Origin of the sequence: Pseudomonas sp. TH43 (genome assembly GCF_016650635.1) — a bacterium.
Taxonomy (GTDB): domain Bacteria; phylum Pseudomonadota; class Gammaproteobacteria; order Pseudomonadales; family Pseudomonadaceae; genus Aquipseudomonas.
This window is the reverse complement of record NZ_JAEKFI010000004.1, coordinates 952,647-969,154: the sequence shown is the minus strand read 5'-3', so window position 1 is coordinate 969,154 and position 16,508 is coordinate 952,647. Positions and strand designations below refer to the sequence as shown.

Annotated in this window: 13 protein-coding genes; 12 read left to right on the top strand and 1 reads right to left on the bottom strand. The window is 59.3% G+C overall.

The annotated features are described in order from the left end of the window. Positions 1-37: 37 nt before the first annotated feature. From JFT81_RS20815 to trpE, 8 genes are all read left to right on the top strand, one after another. Positions 38-1,081: an ABC transporter substrate-binding protein gene (locus tag JFT81_RS20815; RefSeq protein ID WP_008085222.1), complete on the top strand. Its 1,044-nt coding sequence runs from the start codon at positions 38-40 to the stop codon at positions 1,079-1,081. A gap of 277 nt (positions 1,082-1,358) precedes the next feature. Further along, positions 1,359-2,606 (top strand): ABC transporter permease, encoded by a 1,248-nt coding sequence (locus JFT81_RS20810; RefSeq protein WP_103304397.1) that lies wholly within the window; start codon positions 1,359-1,361, stop codon positions 2,604-2,606. A 12-nt stretch (positions 2,607-2,618) separates the two neighbouring features. After that, positions 2,619-3,443, top strand: coding sequence for an ABC transporter permease (locus JFT81_RS20805; RefSeq protein ID WP_064589486.1), 825 nt, complete (start codon positions 2,619-2,621; stop codon positions 3,441-3,443). A gap of 178 nt (positions 3,444-3,621) precedes the next feature. Then, positions 3,622-4,805, top strand: a protein-coding gene (locus tag JFT81_RS20800; protein WP_201225349.1) for an IS3 family transposase whose coding sequence is annotated in 2 segments (ribosomal slippage) — positions 3,622-3,886 and positions 3,886-4,805 — 1,185 coding nt in all. Because the reading frame shifts where the segments join, the coding sequence is not laid out codon by codon here. Positions 4,806-5,105: 300 nt separating this feature from the next. Then, complete coding sequence (locus JFT81_RS20795; protein WP_201228724.1) at positions 5,106-6,254, top strand: iron-containing alcohol dehydrogenase; 1,149 nt, start codon at positions 5,106-5,108, stop codon at positions 6,252-6,254. Between the two features lie 114 nt (positions 6,255-6,368). Next, on the top strand, positions 6,369-7,043 hold the full coding sequence (gene rpe / locus JFT81_RS20790) for a ribulose-phosphate 3-epimerase (protein ID WP_201148902.1): 675 nt from the start codon (positions 6,369-6,371) through the stop codon (positions 7,041-7,043). Next, positions 7,040-7,858 (top strand): phosphoglycolate phosphatase, encoded by an 819-nt coding sequence (locus JFT81_RS20785; RefSeq protein WP_201228722.1) that lies wholly within the window; start codon positions 7,040-7,042, stop codon positions 7,856-7,858. Before rpe ends, JFT81_RS20785 begins: the two co-directional genes overlap by 4 nt. Before the next feature lie 70 nt (positions 7,859-7,928). After that, positions 7,929-9,407: an anthranilate synthase component I gene (gene trpE, locus JFT81_RS20780; RefSeq protein ID WP_201228720.1), complete on the top strand. Its 1,479-nt coding sequence runs from the start codon at positions 7,929-7,931 to the stop codon at positions 9,405-9,407. Between the two features lie 1,450 nt (positions 9,408-10,857). Here the strand turns inward: trpE and estP are convergent. Continuing rightward, positions 10,858-12,768, bottom strand: a complete 1,911-nt coding sequence (estP, locus tag JFT81_RS20775) for an esterase EstP (RefSeq protein WP_201228718.1) — start codon at positions 12,766-12,768, stop codon at positions 10,858-10,860. A 408-nt stretch (positions 12,769-13,176) separates the two neighbouring features. Between estP and JFT81_RS20770 the strand changes: the two genes are divergently transcribed. From JFT81_RS20770 to JFT81_RS20755, 4 genes are all read left to right on the top strand, one after another. Continuing rightward, positions 13,177-13,770, top strand: a complete 594-nt coding sequence (locus tag JFT81_RS20770; RefSeq protein WP_201148906.1) for an aminodeoxychorismate/anthranilate synthase component II — start codon at positions 13,177-13,179, stop codon at positions 13,768-13,770. A gap of 9 nt (positions 13,771-13,779) precedes the next feature. Next, positions 13,780-14,829 carry an anthranilate phosphoribosyltransferase gene (gene trpD, locus JFT81_RS20765; protein ID WP_201228716.1) on the top strand — a complete coding sequence of 350 codons (1,050 nt, stop codon included), beginning with the start codon at positions 13,780-13,782 and terminating at the stop codon, positions 14,827-14,829. Then, on the top strand, positions 14,826-15,662 hold the full coding sequence (gene trpC, locus JFT81_RS20760; RefSeq protein WP_201228714.1) for an indole-3-glycerol phosphate synthase TrpC: 837 nt from the start codon (positions 14,826-14,828) through the stop codon (positions 15,660-15,662). The genes trpD and trpC overlap by 4 nt, the downstream gene beginning before the upstream one ends. Positions 15,663-15,798: 136 nt before the next feature. After that, a complete protein-coding gene (locus JFT81_RS20755) occupies positions 15,799-16,500 on the top strand; it encodes a lipoate--protein ligase family protein (RefSeq protein ID WP_201228712.1) in 702 nt (233 codons plus the stop codon). Positions 16,501-16,508: the final 8 nt, after the last annotated feature.

Here is a 16,508-nt window from a genome sequence, read left to right as displayed (position 1 = left end):
ATACCAACACCAACCCTGCACGTGGAGAGAACAATAAATGTTGAGATCCCTGAAGTTCACCGCCCTGACCCTGGGCCTGATGGGTGCGGCTAGCGCGATGGCCGCTGGCCCGGATTTGACCGTGGTGTCGTTTGGCGGGGCGAACAAGGCGGCGCAAGTCAAAGCCTTCTATGCACCGTGGGAAGCGGCAGGCAACGGCAAGATCGTCGCCGGCGAATACAACGGCGAAATGGCCAAGGTCAAAGCCATGGTCGACACCAAGAGCGTGTCGTGGGATCTGGTCGAGGTTGAATCGCCAGAGCTGTCCCGTGGCTGCGACGAAGACATGTTCGAGCAACTCGATCCAGCGTTGTTCGGCAAGACTGAAGACTACGTCAAAGGCGCGATTCAGCCTTGCGGCGTAGGTTTCTTCGTGTGGTCGACCGTACTGGCTTACAACGCCGACAAGCTGAAAACCGCGCCGACCAGTTGGGCAGATTTCTGGGACACCAAGAAATTCCCGGGCAAGCGTGGCCTGCGCAAAGGCGCCAAGTACACCCTCGAATTCGCCTTGATGGCCGACGGCGTTGCGCCGAAAGACGTCTACAAAGAGCTGGCGAGCAAGGGTGGCCAGGACCGCGCGTTCAAGAAACTCGACGAGCTGAAACCAAGCATTCAGTGGTGGGAAGCGGGCGCGCAACCGCCGCAGTACCTCGCCTCCGGTGACGTGGTGATGAGCTCGGCCTACAACGGTCGTATCGCCGCCGTGCAGAAAGAATCCAACCTGAAAGTGGTGTGGAACGGTGGCATCTACGACTTCGACGCGTGGGCAATCCCGAAAGGTCTGGACGCCAAGCGTGCCGAAGCGGCGAAGAAGTTCATCGCCTACTCGGTGCAGCCGCAACAGCAGAAGACCTACTCGGAAAACATCGCCTACGGCCCGGCCAACACCCAGGCTGTACCGCTGCTGGCCAAGGATGTCCTGAAAGACATGCCGACCACCCCGGAAAACATCGCCAACCAGGTGCAGATCGACGTCAGCTTCTGGGCTGACAACGGCGAGCAACTGGAACAGCGCTTCAACTCCTGGGCCGCGAAATAACCACTGTTTCACCTGTATGGGAGATGGCGAGGGTGAGTTTGTGGCGAGGGGATTTATCCCCGTTGGGTTGCGAAGCAGCCCCAAAGCCATACCCGCTCGGTGGGTCAGATAAAACGCATTCTCAGGTTTTACGACTGCTGCGCAGCCGAACGGGGATAAATCCCCTCGCCACAAGGTTCGCTCTCTCAGGAAGGTTCGCTTCCACAAGTAGTGGTGTTTCAACACAACAGCGGTGGCTCGCCACCGCTGTAACGATCAAAGATTTGCGGAGTACGTCATGGCCATCGCCGTTCCCCTGAACGAGGGCGCCAGCCCCACCTTGAAGCAGAAGCTCAAGCGCGCCGAGCGGGTCAACCGCTGGAAAGCCCAGGCGCTGATTGCGCCACTGGTGCTGTTTCTGTTGCTGGTGTTCCTGGTGCCGATCGTGGCGCTGCTCTACAAAAGCGTCGGCAACCCCGAAGTGGTCGGCGGCATGCCGCGCACCGTGGCGGCCATCGCCAGTTGGGACGGCCGCGGCCTGCCCGCTGAACCGGTCTATAAGGCTGCCGGCGAAGACCTCGCCGAAGCGCGCAAAAACCAGACCTTGGGCGATTTGTCCAAACGCCTGAACATGGAATTGGCCGGCTATCGCAGCCTGCTGACCAAAACTGCTCGGGCGCTGCCATTCGCCAGCGAACCAGCCTCCTATAAAGAAGCACTGGAAGCGCTCGACGAGCGTTGGGGCGATCCAGCCTACTGGCAAGCAGTCAAACGCAATACCAGCAGCATCACCCCTTACTACTTGCTGGCGGCCGTCGATCACCGTATCGACGACCTCGGCGAAATCGCCCCGGCCACCCCGGATCAGGCGATCTACCTCGACATCTTCGCGCGCACTTTCTGGATGGGCCTGATCATTACCGTGATCTGCCTGTTGCTCGCGTATCCACTGGCCTATCTGCTGGCAAACCTGCCATCGCGTCAGAGCAATCTGCTGATGATTCTGGTGCTGTTGCCGTTCTGGACCTCGATTCTGGTACGGGTCGCCGCCTGGATCGTCCTGCTGCAATCGGGCGGCCTGATCAACAGTGCATTGTTGGCGATGGGCATCATCGATAAGCCACTGGAACTGGTGTTCAACCGTACCGGCGTGTACATCTCGATGGTGCACATCCTGCTGCCGTTCATGATTCTGCCGATCTACAGCGTGATGAAGGGCATCTCGCCGACCTACATGCGTGCCGCGATTTCGCTGGGCTGCCACCCGTTCGCCAGTTTCTGGCGGGTGTATTTCCCGCAGACCTATGCCGGTGTCGGCGCCGGGTGCCTGTTGGTGTTCATCCTCGCCATTGGTTACTACATCACCCCGGCGCTGCTCGGCAGCCCGAACGATCAGATGGTCAGCTACTTCGTCGCGTTCTACACCAACACCAGCATCAACTGGGGCATGGCCACTGCGCTCGGCGGATTGTTGCTGCTGGCAACCGTGGTGCTTTATCTGATCTACAGCTGGCTGGTGGGCGCCAGTCGCCTGCGCCTGAGCTAAGGGGAATTTGAGATGCTGAGTCCTTACATGTCACCCATCGAACGGGTGTGGTTCTACAGCTTGCGGATCCTTTGCGGCTTGATTCTGTTGTTCCTGATTCTGCCGGTGCTGGTGATCGTGCCGCTGTCGTTCAACTCGGGCAGTTTCCTTGTCTACCCGCTGCAAGGCTTTTCGCTGCACTGGTATCAGGACTTCTTCGCCTCGGCGGAATGGATGCGCGCACTGAAGAACAGCATCATCGTCGCCCCGGCCGCGACCGTGCTGGCGATGGTCTTCGGCACGCTGGCAGCGATTGGTCTGACCCGCGGCGACTTCCCCGGAAAGTCGCTGGTGATGGCGCTGGTGATCTCGCCGATGGTGGTGCCGGTGGTGATCATTGGTGTAGCGAGTTATCTGTTCTTCGCCCCGTTGGGGTTGGGCAACAGTTTCTTCTCGTTGATCGTCGTGCATGCGGTGTTGGGCGTGCCGTTTGTGATCATCACGGTGTCGGCGACGTTGCAGGGTTTTAACCATAATCTGGTGCGTGCTGCGGCGAGTCTCGGAGCATCGCCGTTGACAGCGTTCCGCCGGGTGACCTTGCCGCTGATTGCGCCGGGGGTGATTTCCGGGGCGCTGTTTGCGTTTGCGACGTCGTTCGATGAAGTGGTGGTGACGCTGTTTCTCGCCGGCCCCGAACAGGCGACGTTGCCTCGGCAGATGTTCAGCGGGATTCGCGAGAACCTGAGCCCGACGATTGCCGCTGCTGCGACCTTGCTGATCGCGTTCTCGGTCATCCTGCTGCTGACCTTGGAATGGCTACGTGGCCGCAGCGAAAAACTGCGCACCGCTCAGGTTTAAGGGCCAGATCAAAAGCTTACCCCTCACCCCAGCCCTCTCCCCCAAGGGGTAGAGGGGGGAAGGGAGTAGATCTTCATGGTTTTCAAAGCCTGAGATCGACCCGGTATTTCAGGTTGCAGTGGTCTAATTTCCCCGGACACCCCGATAGGTGGAAAATACATCTATCGAGGAGTTATTCATGACCAAAAAACGCAGGGCATTCGACGACAGCTTCAAGCTGCAAGTCGTGAAGATGATCAAGGATCAGGGGCTAACCGTTACGCAGGTTTGCCAAGATCTGAACATTGGTGAGACAGCCGTTCGACGCTGGGTTCAACAGTACGAGGCAGAGCAATTGGGGCACGCCGGAATCGGCAAGCCATTGACGGCAGAGCAACAGCGAATCCGGCAATTGGAACAGGAAAATCGCCAGCTCAAGATGGATAACGACATCTTAAAAAAGGCTACGGCCTTCTTTGCCCGCGAGCTGAAGTAAGGTATCGACTGGTTCGGCAGCTGCAACAGAAGGCCTACTCAGTGACACATGTCTGTCGGTTACTGAGCATCAGTCGCTCGGGCTTCTATGAGTCGCAAAAGCGTGCTGATGCGCCCGTCCGGCAGAGTTGTCCTGTCGTTTTGCAACTCAAGGCGTCTTTTGCCGAGAGTGGTGGCTGCTACGGCAGCCGGCCCTTGCGCGACGCTTTGCGCGGCAAAGGCCTGTCTGTTGGGCTGTATAAAATCCGCCGTTTGATGCGTACCAATGGGCTACGTTCGGCTTGGAAGCGCAAGTTTGTGCACACGACCGATAGCAATCATGATCTGCCGATTGCCGAAAATGTACTGAGCCGAAAATTTGATCCGGCAGCGCCAAACAAGGCTTGGGTGGCAGACATCACCTACATCCGCACCCGCAGTGGCTGGCTGTATCTGGCCGTGGTGTTGGACTTGTTTTCACGCAAGATCGTGGGCTGGTCGATGGCTCCGAACATGCCGGCAGAGCTGGTGTGCACTGCGATGCAACTGGCCATCGCACAGCGCCAACCGCCGCCAGGCCTGATTGCCCACTCGGATCGTGGCAGCCAATACGCGAGTGCAACTTACAGAGAGTTACTGGCAAGAAACGACATGCAGCAGAGCATGAGCCGTAAAGGTAATTGCTGGGACAATGCGGTGATGGAACGCTTCTTCCTGAGCTTGAAAATGGAGCGGGTATGGCGACGTGACTACGCCAATCATACCGAAGCGATCCGCGACATCACCGAGTACATCGTTGGGTATTACAACAACGAACGGCTTCACTCGAAACTGGGATATCTGCCACCGACCGTCTATGAGCGGGCGATGGCGTCAAAACCACCTATCGAGGTGTCCGGAATTAGTTGACCACTGCAGGTCGTTGTACCTCTCCCAATCACCTCGGTCAGTCCCCTCTCCCTCTGGTAGGGGGGCGAGGGGGAAGGGAGCAGATCGTTGTGCTTTTCAAAACCCGAGTTCGACTCGGTATTTCAGGTCGGTGTACTTCAAAAGTACAGCGCGGTCAGTCCCCTCTCCCTCCGGGAGAGGGCTAGGGTGAGGGGCTCTTGCTTTTGTCTTCGGTAGTCATTCACCACCTGAATAGCAGACAACCCCAAATCCCCAGCTAATCTTGTGCCCAGCTCCCACATCTATAAGAGGCTGCGCACGATGAGTCTTTCCCAGTTCAAAATCGCTCACAAACTGATCACCGGCGCCGGGGCCATCGAGCAACTGGCGGCGGAACTCACACGGCTGGATATCGACAACCCGCTGATCGTCACCGACGCTGCGCTGGTCAAATCAGGCACGGTCGAGTTGGCGCTGTGCCAGTTGGGTGGGCGTGAGTACGAGATTTTCGACCGCGTGCTGCCGGACCCGGAAATCGCCATCGTCGAAGATTGCATGCGCGTTTACCGCGAAGGCGGGCATGACGGTTTGATCGGCCTCGGTGGCGGCAGTGCCATCGACATAGCCAAAAGTGTCGCGGCCTATGCCGGATACCATGGCGCGATGGAGGATTTGTTCGGCGTTGACCAAGTGCCGCGCAAAGGCCCGCCGCTGATCGCGATTCCGACCACTGCCGGCACCGGTTCCGAAGTCACCAACGTCGCAATTCTTTCCGACAAGGTCGCGCAATTGAAGAAGGGCATCGTCAGCGACTATCTATTGCCGGACGTCGCGCTGGTCAGCCCGCAGATGACCCTGACTTGCCCACGCAGTGTCACCGCCGCCAGTGGCGTTGACGCGCTGGTGCACGCCATCGAATCCTATTTGTCGGTGAACGCCTCGCCGATCACCGATTCCCTGGCCATCGGCGCGATCAAATTGATTGCCAGGGCGTTACCCAAGGCCTATGCCAACGGCGCCAACCTGCAAGCGCGCGAAGACATGGCCACCGCGAGCCTGATGGCCGGCATGGCGTTCGGTAACGCCGGGGTCGGTGCGGTGCATGCGCTGGCGTATCCGCTGGGCGGGCGTTTCAATATTGCCCATGGCGTCAGCAACGCCTTGCTGCTGCCGTATGTCATGACCTGGAACAAAATGGCCTGCGTCGAACGCATGCAGGATATTGCCGAAGCCATGGGCGTGATGACCGCTCATCTGAGCGCTGCCGAGGCAGCAGACAAAGCCGTGCAGGCGATGACTGACCTGTGTGCGGCAGTGGAAATTCCCGTCGGGCTGCGCAGTTTCGGTGTACCGGAAGAAGCGATCCCGGCCATGGCTGTGGAAGCGGCGGGCATCGAGCGTTTGATGCGCAACAACCCACGCAAACTCAGCGCTGTGGACATCGAGAAGATCTATCGCGCGGCTTACTGAGTCGCCGCCAGTCATCGGTCATGGCCCAACCCAATCATCGCAGTCACGGTGCGCGCGCGGAAACTTGAGGTATACAATGCGCGCCATCGTGATTTAGCTCAGAAAAGGTGCGTCATGCAGCCCTTCGTAATTGCTCCGTCGATTCTCTCCGCCGACTTCGCCCGCCTCGGCGAAGAAGTAGACAATGTCCTCGCCGCAGGCGCCGACTTCGTTCACTTCGACGTCATGGACAACCACTACGTGCCCAACCTGACCATCGGCCCGATGGTGTGCGCGGCGTTGCGCAAGTACGGCGTCACCGCGCCCATCGACGCACACCTGATGGTCAGCCCGGTGGATCGCATTGTCGGCGACTTCATCGAGGCCGGCGCCACCTATATCACCTTCCACCCGGAAGCCACGCTGCACGTCGATCGCTCGCTGCAACTGATCCGCGAGGGCGGCTGCAAATCCGGCCTGGTATTCAACCCGGCGACCCCGCTGGACGTGCTCAAGTACGTAATTGACAAGGTCGACATGGTCCTGCTGATGAGCGTCAACCCGGGCTTCGGCGGGCAGAAGTTCATTCCCGGCACTCTCGATAAACTGCGCGAAGCGCGGGCGATCATCGATGCCTCGGGCCGCGACATCCGTCTGGAAATCGACGGCGGCGTCAACGTCAACAACATCCGTGAAATCGCTGCGGCTGGCGCCGACACCTTTGTCGCCGGCTCGGCGATCTTCAACGCACCGAACTATCAGGAAGTCATCGACAAGATGCGTGCCGAACTGGCTCTGGCCCGTCCATGAGCGGTTTTGAGCAGCTGTTCCCGGGCAAACTGCCAAGGTTGGTGATGTTCGATCTGGATGGCACGCTGATCGACTCGGTTCCTGACCTGGCAGCGGCGGTGGACAACATGCTGCTCTCCCTCGGCCGCAAGCCAGCGGGCATCGAGTCGGTGCGCGAGTGGGTTGGCAATGGCGCCCCCGTATTGGTGCGCCGGGCGTTGGCCGGTGGTATCGATCATTCGGCGGTGGATGACGTCGAGGCCGAACATGCGCTCGAAGTGTTTATGGAAGCCTACGGCGCCAGCCATGCGTTGACCGTGGTCTATCCCGGCGTGCGCGACACCCTCAAGTGGCTGCAAAAGCAAGGCGTGGCCATGGCGCTGATCACCAACAAGCCGGAGCGCTTTGTCGCGCCACTGCTGGATCAGATGAAAATCGGCCGTTACTTCAAGTGGATCATCGGCGGCGATACTTTGCCGCAGAAGAAGCCTGACCCGGCCGCGCTGTTCTTCGTGATGAAAATGGCCAACATTCCGGCCTCGCAATCGTTGTTCGTCGGTGACTCGCGCAGCGATGTGCTGGCGGCGAAAGCGGCGGGGGTCAAATGTGTCGCGCTCAGCTATGGCTACAACCATGGCCGGCCGATTGCCGAAGAATCGCCGGCGCTGGTGATCGACGATCTGCGCAAGCTAATTCCCGGTTGCCTCGTTACGGCCGCTGAGATAACGTTGCCCGACGCTTCTCAATCTCCTTCTGGAAACGCCATCGTGGTGGTCACTCGCAAACTCTGGATGAAAGTCATCAAGGCCCTGGCCCGCTGGCGTTGGCGCGCCTGACTTGTTCCTGGCCGGCCTGCCGGCGCGTTTGCATACCTGACTGATTACACCTCACACCACGAGGCACCTCATGATCCGCGAAGAATTCCTGCGCTTGGCCGCTGACGGCTACAACCGCATTCCGATGGCCTGCGAAACCCTGGCCGACTTCGACACGCCGCTGTCGATCTATCTGAAACTGGCCGACCAGCCCAACTCCTACCTGCTCGAATCAGTGCAGGGCGGGGAGAAGTGGGGGCGTTACTCGATCATCGGCCTGCCGTGCCGCACGGTGCTACGGGTTCACGATCATCACGTCAGCATCACTGTCGATGGCGTCGAGACCGAAAGCCACGACGTTGAAGATCCGTTGGCCTTCGTCGAAACCTTCAAGGCGCGCTACAACGTGCCGACCATCGCCGGTCTGCCGCGTTTCAACGGCGGTCTGGTCGGTTACTTCGGTTACGACTGCGTGCGTTACGTGGAAAAACGTCTGGGCAAATGCCCGAACCCGGATCCGCTGGGCGTGCCGGACATTCTGCTGATGGTCTCCGACGCCGTCGTCGTTTTCGACAACCTCGCCGGCAAGATGCACGCGATCGTACTGGCTGATCCTTCGCAGGCTGATGCCTTCGAGCAAGGTCAGGCGCAATTGCAGGGACTGCTGGAGAAACTGCGCCAGCCGATCACCCCGCGTCGTGGTCTGGATTTCAGCAAACAGCAATCGGCTGATCCGGTATTCCGCTCAAGCTTCACTCAGGACGATTACGAAAAGGCCGTCGACACCATCAAGGAATACATCCTTGCCGGTGACTGCATGCAGGTCGTGCCGTCGCAACGCATGTCGATCGACTTCAAGGCTGCACCGATCGATCTGTATCGCGCACTGCGGTGCTTCAACCCGACGCCGTACATGTACTTCTTCAACTTCGGCGATTTCCATGTCGTCGGCAGTTCGCCGGAAGTGCTGGTGCGAGTCGAGGACAACCTGATCACCGTGCGCCCGATTGCCGGCACACGCCCACGTGGCGCGACTGAAGAGGCGGATCTGGCGCTGGAAGAAGACCTGCTGTCGGACGACAAAGAGATCGCCGAGCACTTGATGCTGATCGATCTGGGCCGTAACGATACTGGCCGCGTTTCGGAAATCGGCTCGGTGAAACTCACCGAGAAAATGGTCATCGAGCGTTACTCCAACGTGATGCACATTGTTTCCAACGTCACCGGTCAGTTGAAAGCAGGGTTGACGGCGATGGACGCGCTGCGGGCGATTCTGCCGGCGGGCACCTTGTCCGGCGCGCCGAAGATTCGTGCGATGGAAATCATCGACGAGCTGGAACCGGTCAAGCGTGGTGTCTACGGCGGCGCCGTCGGTTACTTCGCCTGGAACGGCAACATGGACACCGCGATTGCGATCCGTACCGCGGTGATCAAGAACGGCGAACTGCACGTGCAGGCCGGTGGCGGCATCGTCGCCGACTCGGTGCCGGCGCTGGAATGGGAAGAAACCCTGAACAAACGCCGCGCCATGTTCCGCGCCGTAGCCCTGGCCGAACAAAGCCCGGACTGATTCCCTATCCCCAGTGTGAGAGGGCTTTTGTGGCGAGGGGATTTATCCCCGTTCGACTGCGCAGCATTCGTAAAACCATTGCATGCGGTCTGTCTGATACACCGAGGTGTTTGGTTTAGGGGGCCGCTTCGCGCCCCAACGGGGGTAAATCCCCTCGCCACAGGCAATGTCCTTCACTACAGAAAAGCTGCGCCATGTTCCGCGCCGTAGCCCTGGCCGAACAAACCCCGGACTGATCCCCTATCCCCAGTGTGAGAGGGTTTTTGTGGCGAGGGGATTTATCCCCGTTCGACTGCGCAGCAGTCGTAAAACCATTGCATACGGTCTGCCTGATACACCGAGGTGTTTGGTTTAGGGGCCGCTTCGCGCCCCAACGGGGATAAATCCCCTCGCCACAGGCAATGCCCATCACTACAGAAAAGCCGCGCCATGTTCCGCGCCGTAGCCCTGGCCGAACAAACCCCGGACTGATCCCCTATCCCCAGTGTGAGAGGGCTTGTGTGGCGAGGGGATTTATCCCCGTTCGACTGCGCAGCAGTCGTAAAACCATTGCATACGGTTTGTCTGATACACCGAGGTGTTTGGTTTAGGGGCCGCTTCGCGCCCCAACGGGGATAAATCCCCTCGCCACAGGCAATGTCCATCACTACAGAAAAGCCGCGCCATGTTCCGCGCCGTAGCCCTGGCCGAACAAACCCCGGACTGATCCCCTATCCCCTGTGTGAGAGAACTTTTGTGGCGAGGGGATTTATCCCCGTTCGACTGCGCAGCAGTCGTAAAACCATTGCATACGGTTTGCCTGATACACCGAGATGTTTGGTTTAGGGGCCGCTTCGCGCCCCAACGGGGATAAATCCCCTCGCCACAGGCAATGCCCATCACTACAGAAAAGCCGCGCCATGTTCCGCGCTGTCGCCCTGGCCGAAATCCCCTATCCCCAGTGTGAGAGGGCTTTTGTGGCGAGGGGATTTATCCCCGTTCGACTGCGCAGCAGTCGTAAAACCATTGCATACGGTTTGTCTGATACACCGAGGTGTTTTGTTTAGGGGCCGCTTCGCGCCCCAACGGGGATAAATCCCCTCGCCACAGGCAATGTCCATCACTACAGAAAAGCTGCGCCATGTTCCGCGCCGTAGCCCTGGCCGAACAAACCCCGGACTAATTCCCTATCCCCAGTGTGAGAGGACTTTTGTGGCGAGGGGATTTATCCCCGTTCGACTGCGCAGCAGTCGTAAAACCATTGCATGCGGTCTGCCTGATACGCCGAGATGTTTGGTTTAGGGGCCGCTTCGCGCCCCAACGGGGATAAATCCCCTCGCCACAGGCAATGTCCATCACTACAGAAAATGTGATGCATAAAAAAAGCGGCGCCTGTGAGGGCGCCGCTTTTTTATGACTTGCAACAGCCCTACAGGAGTTGCCGCGGGCTGCGATCTTTTGCTCTAAACGCTTAAAAGTCCAACACCACCCCAACATTGACCCCTTGCTGGGTAAAGTCATCATCCTTGCGGATGTTGTAGCCGGCGCGCAGGGCCAGGTCCTGAGTCAGTTTGTGGCTCACGCCCAGATTCAGGCGGTTCAGATTGGTCTGCGGCGTGTAGCCGTCCAGGGTGTAGCGATTGTTCGGCAGGCTGTTGAGGTTCATCGTCAGATCCTGGGTGTCGTCGTTGTACTCACGTTCATGAGCAAACTCGCCGAACACCTGGGTCTGTGCGGTGATCTGATACTTACCCTGGATGCCGAGGCCGAGGCGGCGGGAGTTACGCGATTGGTCATCGAAGGTCAGCGCTGTGGAGTCCGCGCCGTTTTCCGAGTAACCATCGACTTCAACTTTGCCGAAATCGGCACTCACGAATGGCGACAGGTGCCATGGGCTGCTGGCCTCAGGCGCGATGTCGTAGCCGACACGACCACCGATGGCCAGTACGTAGCCGTCGGTATCACCCTTCTCGCCACGTTCGTTGACCCCGAGCTGGAACTTGCGCTTCAAGCTGTCGTAATCGAGGTGTCCGGCGGTAATGGCCAAGTCACCCCACCAGCGGTTCTGCTGGTACTGCGCGAACGCCGTACCCATGTAGGAATTGAGTTTGTAGTCCGAGTCGGCGTCGCCGGCTTCAAGTTTCTGGTGATAGAAACCGGCCGCTACGCCGACGCGCCACGCTTCATTGAGGCGATAGCTGCCGCCGATGTTCAGGTTGTAACCATTGCCGTCGGCGCTTGCCGCACTGTGCTGGTCGTCGAAGTCCTGATGCTGGCCACCGCCGGCGACAATCGCCCGCCATTGGCCGACGCCTTGCCAGTTCTCCCAGTCAGCCAGCCATTGGTTACGCAGTTCGTCCTGATGCGCACGCAAGGTGCCCTGGGCCATTTCCGGCAACAGGGTCAATTCCCATGGGGCGGCGAGCAGTGAGTAGGCGTAGTCGGCAATCAGGCGCTGGCCGGCTTCGGTCGGGTGCACCGCATCGTTGTAGATCAGCTTGGTCGGATCTGGCGTTGCGCTGTTGATGCCGTACCTGGCGTTCTCGGTGCAACTGTTGCCGCTGAAGCAAGTGGCCGTCAGGTTCTGATCGGTAGCAAGACCGAACTGCGCCGGGTTGGCGAACGCTTCCTTGAGCAGCACTGGAATGTTCAAAGGAATGATTTCGGCGTTGATGTTCTGCAACTGGCCGACCAGTTCAGTGTTGAACTGCGCGCTGAGCTGCGAGGTGAAACTCTGCAATGGCGAGCCGTTGATGGCCGGGGTCAGGCCAATGTCGGGCAGCAGCCAGACCATGATGTATTTGGCGCCGGCGCCTTGTAGCGTGCGGACACTGTCGGCCAGTCGATCCGCCGCAGAACTGGCCTGATCAGGGCTGAGTATGCGGCCTTGCAGGAAGTCGTTACCGCCGCCGGATATGTAATACAGCGCATTCGGGTCGGCACGGAAACCGTTGGACGGCAGGTAGCCGGCGCGCGTGCGCTCACCCGTGGCGGATTGCGTGGTGATTGAATCGAGAATCTGGTCGGTGCGATAACCGCCGACTGCCCAATTGTTACCGTCCGGCAGGCCTTCACCGGCGCGTACCGCCGAAGAGGACGAGGCGGTCTGGTCCGGGCTGAAACCGAGTTTGCCACCGATGATCTGTGTGGCATTCAGGTTACGGTTTTCACCGGTGCCATCCTTATAGAGCGGTCCGGTCCGGTTGGTGTAGCGCTGAGTGGCGCCCGCCGGGCCGCCAGGATCGGTGAAAGTCCCCGCATCATTGAGGCTGTCGCCAAAGACCACAAAGTTGGAATAAGGATTGGGTGCGGCATTCGCCTGAGCACAGGCCAGTGCGAGCAAGCAGCCGGCCAGCGGTACAAACAACGTCTGTTTGATCATGAGCAAGTCCGTTTATTTATTGTTGTAGGTGAACGAAACGACAGTACCAAAAACTTGCGGCCTAGTGCCATCGGTCGCGAACCCTCCTATAGATTTCTCCCCCGCAGGCCCCGCCATATTGCACGCCCCGCCCAGCTAAGTTACTGTGCCGGAACGTATGAACGAGACCTTCCCCGTGTTGATCACCAGCAAACTTCTGGATCAAGTCATCAAGGCACACGCCCGCTGGCGTTGGCGCGCCTGAATCTTTTCTGCCGGCCCCGCCGGATCTGTATCGCTTTGCCTTCCTTGCCCGTTTGAAATGCCGCTGTGCCGATGCGTGTTCCTGCGTCCGACATCGTGCAGCGCCCTGCGGGCAAGTCACCTGAAGGCTGTCTTCAAGTCAGAATTCAAGAGGTTCGAAACGCCATGTTGCTGATGATCGACAACTACGACTCTTTTACTTACAACGTTGTGCAATACCTCGGCGAGCTGGGTGCCGAAGTCAAAGTCGTGCGCAACGACGAATTGACCGTCGCCGAGATCGAAGCGCTCAAGCCTGAGCGTATCGTGGTGTCCCCAGGCCCTTGCACACCGACCGAAGCCGGCATCTCCATCGAAGCCATCAAACACTTCGCCGGCAAACTGCCGATCCTCGGCGTCTGCCTCGGCCACCAGTCCATCGGCCAGGCTTTTGGTGGTGATGTCGTACGCGCCCGCCAAGTCATGCACGGTAAGACTAGCCCGGTATTCCACGAGGACAAGGGCGTTTTCGAAGGTCTGAATCATCCGCTGACAGTCACCCGCTACCACTCGCTGATCGTCAAGCACGATACTTTGCCCGATTGCCTGGAGCTGACCGCGTGGACGCAACACGATGACGGTTCGGTCGACGAAATCATGGGCCTGCGTCACAAAACCCTGAACATTGAGGGCGTACAGTTCCACCCCGAGTCGATTCTGACCGAGCAGGGTCATGAACTGTTTGCCAACTTCCTCAAACAAACCGGCGGCACGCGCTAAGGACTTCCCATGAATATCAAGACAGCCCTGAGCCGTATCGTCGATCACCTCGATCTCAGCACCGATGAAATGCGCGACGTGATGCGCGAAATCATGACCGGCCAATGCACCGACGCGCAGATTGGCGCGTTCATGATGGCCATGCGCATGAAAAGCGAGAGCATCGACGAAATCGTCGGCGCTGTATCGGTGATGCGCGAGCTGGCCGATCAAGTCGAACTCAAGACCCTCGACGGCGTGGTCGATGTCGTGGGTACCGGTGGTGACGGTGCAAATATCTTCAACGTATCGACAGCGTCCTCGTTCGTTGTCGCGGCAGCCGGTTGCACCGTGGCCAAACACGGTAATCGTGCAGTTTCGGGCAAGAGCGGCAGCGCCGACTTGCTGGAAGCCGCGGGTATCTATCTGAACCTGACGCCTGTTCAGGTCGCCCGTTGCATCGACAACGTCGGCATCGGTTTCATGTTTGCCCAGACCCACCACAAAGCCATGAAGTACGCCGCCGGCCCGCGCCGCGATCTCGGTCTGCGTACGCTGTTCAACATGCTCGGCCCGCTTACGAATCCGGCCGGTGTGAAACATCAGGTGGTGGGCGTTTTCACTCAGGCGCTGTGCCGGCCATTAGCCGAAGTACTGCAACGTCTGGGTAGCAAGCACGTGCTGGTGGTGCATTCGAAAGATGGTCTTGACGAGTTCAGTCTCGCCGCGCCGACGTTCGTTGCCGAGCTGAAGAACAACGAAATCACTGAGTATTGGATCGAGCCAGAAGATCTGGGCATGAAGAGCCAGAGCCTGCACGGTCTCTCGGTCGAAGGACCGGAAGCTTCGCTGGCGCTCATCCGCGATGCTTTGGGCAAGCGCAAGACCGAAAACGGCCAGAAAGCCGCCGAAATGATTGTGCTCAACGCCGGCGCGGCGCTGTACGCCGCCGACGTCGCCAGCAGTTTGAAACAGGGTGTCGAGCTTGCGCACGACGCTCTGCACACCGGCCTCGCTCGGGAGAAACTCGAGGAGCTGGGTGCCTTTACCGCGGTATTCAGAGTGGAGAATGAGGGATGAGTGTACCGACGGTTCTGGAAAACATTCTGGCCCGCAAAGTCCAGGAGGTCGCCGAGCGTAGCGCCCGCGTCAGCCTGAGCGAGCTGGAAAGTCTGGCCAAGGCGGCCGATGCACCCCGTGGTTTCGCTCAGGCCTTGCTGGCACAGGCGAAGACCAAGCAACCTGCGGTGATTGCCGAAATCAAAAAGGCTTCGCCGAGCAAAGGCGTGATCCGCGAAAATTTCGTGCCGGCCGACATCGCCAAAAGCTACGAGAAGGGCGGGGCGACCTGCCTGTCCGTGCTCACCGATATCGATTATTTCCAGGGTGCCGATGCTTATCTGCAACAGGCTCGCGCCGCTTGCAAACTGCCGGTGATCCGCAAGGACTTCATGATCGATCCCTATCAGATCATTGAAGCTCGCGCGCTGGGCGCCGACTGCGTGTTGCTGATCGTCTCCGCACTGGACGACGTGAAAATGGCCGAACTGGCTGCCGTGGCCAAAGGCGTTGGCCTGGATGTGCTGGTAGAAGTACATGACGGCGATGAGCTCGAGCGCGCGTTGAAAACCCTCGACACGCCGTTGGTCGGGGTCAACAACCGCAATCTGCATACCTTCGAAGTCAGCCTGGAAACCACCCTCGACCTGCTGCCGCGCATTCCGCGCGATCGTCTGGTGATCACCGAGAGCGGCATCCTCAACCGCGCCGACGTCGAGCTGATGGAAATCAGCGACGTCTACGCGTTCCTTGTGGGCGAAGCGTTCATGCGCGCCGAAAGCCCGGGCACTGAACTGCAGCGACTGTTCTTCCCGGAGCGTGGTGTTCCAATCAGCGGTTCGACCCTCGACTGATAAGCTCCAGATCGAGTCGACTCATTCGCGAGCAGGCTCGCTCCCACATTTGGAATGCATTTCCCATGTGGGAGCGAGCCTGCTCGCGAAGAGGCCCTAAAAATCCCCAAAGATTCCAGATCTGCCGGAGCCCTCCATGTCGCTGCCCACCTCTTTGAACATCGAAGCCGGCCTGCAAGCCGAACAGGATCTGCTGGCTTCGGTCTGCGCCGGCGACAGCGAATTCGGCCTGCTGTTCTGGCAACCCAGCGACCGCGCCCTTGTCATGCCTCGCCGTCTCAATCGTCTAGCCGATTTCGATCACGCCTGCGAAGTCTCCGCTGCCGCTGGCTGGCCAGTCCTGTTGCGCGAAACCGGCGGCGAACCGGTCCCGCAATCGGCGGCGACGATCAACATCGCTCTGGTTTACGCTCCGCCACGCAGCGAAGGCGATCTGAACCGCATCGAAACCGGTTACCGGCGACTGTGCGATCCGATCTGTCAGTTGCTTGATGAGTTGGGCGGTGCGTCATCGTTGGGGGAAATCGACGGTGCATTCTGCGACGGTCGCTTTAACGTCAACCTCGACGGGCGCAAAATGGTCGGCACCGCCCAGCGCTGGCGCCAGAGTCAGGGCGGCCAGCGTCCGGTCGGGCTGGTGCACGGTGCGATGCTGATGGATAACGAGCGTGAGTCGATGGTCGCGGCGGTCAACCGCTTCAACGAAGCCTGTGGCCTGGAGCAACGAGTGCGCGCCGAAAGCCACATTGGCCTGCATGAGAAGTTCAACGCGCCACAGGCCTTGGCGCGTCTCGATGAACTGTTTCGTTTGATGCTGGCGCAGATGTACAGCGCCTGATTTTCGAG